Genomic DNA, 2,487 nt, shown 5'->3' on the forward strand with positions numbered 1-2,487 from the left:
TGGGGGATTAGCTCAGCTGGCTAGAGCGCCTGCCTTGCACGCAGGAGGTCAACGGTTCGACTCCGTTATTCTCCACGAAAGAAGTGATCAGAAAAAAAGTGATCAGTGTTCAGTGAAATCTGAATACTAAATACTGCAAACTGAACACTGAATTAAAGTTCATTGACATATTGAGATAAGAAAATAATAAAAAGTAGAAAGCATTTTCTGTAGAGCCGTTGCATTGCAACGACTAGACAGAAGAAACGGCATTCTTAATTGAATGTTGGTACAATAAGCAAAATAAGGGCGTATGGGGGATGCCTTGGCTCTCAGAGGCGATGAAGGGCGTGATAAGCTGCGAAAAGCTACGGGGATTGGCACACACGAATAGATCCGTAGATACCCGAATGGGGCAACCCACTATGTTGAAGACATAGTACACCGATAGGTGGGCAAACCCGCTGAACTGAAACATCTAAGTAGGCGGAGGAGAAGAAAACAAAAGTGATTCCGTAAGTAGTGGCGAGCGAACGCGGATTAGCCCAAACCAATGTTGTTACGGCAATGTTGGGGTTGTAGGACCACGAGATTTCTTGCATAAAGAATTAGAATCTACTGGAAAGTAGAGCCAAAGAAGGTGATAGCCCTGTATAAGTAATGAATGTAAAGGATAGTGGTATCCTGAGTAGGGCGGGACACGAGAAATCCTGTCTGAATTTGGCGGGACCATCCGCTAAGGCTAAATACTCCTGAGAGACCGATAGTGAACCAGTACCGTGAGGGAAAGGTGAAAAGAACCGTGAATAACGGAGTGAAATAGATCCTGAAACCATACGCTTACAAGCGGTCGGAGCCCCTTGGTGGGGTGACGGCGTGCCTTTTGCATAATGAGCCTACGAGTTAACGTTGCTGGCAAGGATAAGTGGTTAAGCCACGGATCCGTAGCGAAAGCGAGTCTGAATAGGGCGCTTTAGTCAGTAGTGTTAGACGCGAAACCGTGTGATCTACCCATGGGCAGGTTGAAGCTGTGGTAACACACAGTGGAGGACCGAACCGGTTGACGTTGAAAAGTCTTCGGATGACCTGTGGGTAGGGGTGAAAGGCCAATCAAACTCGGAAATAGCTCGTACTCCCCGAAATGCATTTAGGTGCAGCGTTATGCGTAAAGTTATATAGAGGTAGAGCTACTGATTGGATGCGGGGGCTTCACCGCCTACCAATTCCTGACAAACTCCGAATGCTATATAATGTTTCATAACAGTGAGGGCTTGGGTGCTAAGGTCCAAGTCCGAGAGGGAAAGAACCCAGACCATCAGCTAAGGTCCCCAAATATATACTAAGTTGAAAGAACGAGGTTTGTCTGCCCAGACAGCTAGGATGTTGGCTTGGAAGCAGCCATTCATTTAAAGAGTGCGTAACAGCTCACTAGTCGAGCGGACGAGCATGGATAATAATCGGGCATAAGTATATTACCGAAGCTATGGATTTCATATTAAATTATGGAGTGGTAGGGGAGCATTCTAACAGGGTAGAAGGTGTGTCGTAAGGCATGCTGGACTGGTTAGAAAAGAAAATGTAGGCATAAGTAACGATAATGCGGGCGAGAAACCCGCACACCGAAAGACTAAGGTTTCCACAGCTATGCTAATCAGCTGTGGGTTAGTCGGGACCTAAGGCGAACCCGAAAGGGACAGTCGATGGACAACGGGTTAATATTCCCGTACTAGTTATTACTGTGATGGGGTGACGGAGTGATGAAAGCGCCGCGAACTGACGGAATAGTTCGTTGAAGTACCTACCTATAAGCTGCGCAGGCAAATCCACGCGGCTTGGGGAAATACGATAGTACTCGGCGTCTTCGGACAAAGAGATAGTGCGCCTAAGGGCTTCCAAGAAAAACCTCTAAACTTCAGGTAATAAGTACCCGTACCGCAAACCGACACAGGTAGTCGAGGAGAGAATCCTAAGGTGCTCGAGAGATTCATGGCTAAGGAATTAGGCAAAATAGACCCGTAACTTCGGGAGAAGGGTCGCCAGCAGCAATGCTGGCCGCAGTGAAGAGGTCCAGGCGACTGTTTATCAAAAACACAGGGCTCTGCAAAATCGTAAGATGAAGTATAGGGCCTGACACCTGCCCGGTGCTGGAAGGTTAAGAGGAGATGTTATCTTCGGAGAAGCATTGAATTGAAGCCCCAGTAAACGGCGGCCGTAACTATAACGGTCCTAAGGTAGCGAAATTCCTTGTCGGGTAAGTTCCGACCTGCACGAATGGTGTAACGATCTGGACACTGTCTCAGCCATGAGCTCGGTGAAATTGTAGTAGCGGTGAAGATGCCGCTTACCCGCAGTGGGACGAAAAGACCCTGTGCACCTTTACTATAGCTTAGTATTGACCTTGGATAAATGATGTGTAGGATAGGTTGGAGACTGTGAAGTGGCGTCGCTAGGCGTTGTGGAGTCATTGTTGAAATACAACCCTTTGTTTATCTGAGGCCTAACCCCGTA

General features: G+C 47.5%; 1 tRNA gene and 1 rRNA gene. Both read left to right on the plus strand.

What is annotated here, in order from left to right:
* Position 1 precedes the first annotated feature (1 nt).
* Positions 2–75, plus strand: a tRNA-Ala gene (locus tag FNW38_RS17280).
* 197 nt (positions 76–272) lie between these two features.
* A 23S ribosomal RNA gene (locus FNW38_RS17285) occupies positions 273–2,487 on the plus strand; the annotation flags it as partial.

This window comes from Flavobacterium gawalongense, from assembly GCF_007097265.1.
GTDB lineage: Bacteria > Bacteroidota > Bacteroidia > Flavobacteriales > Flavobacteriaceae > Flavobacterium > Flavobacterium gawalongense.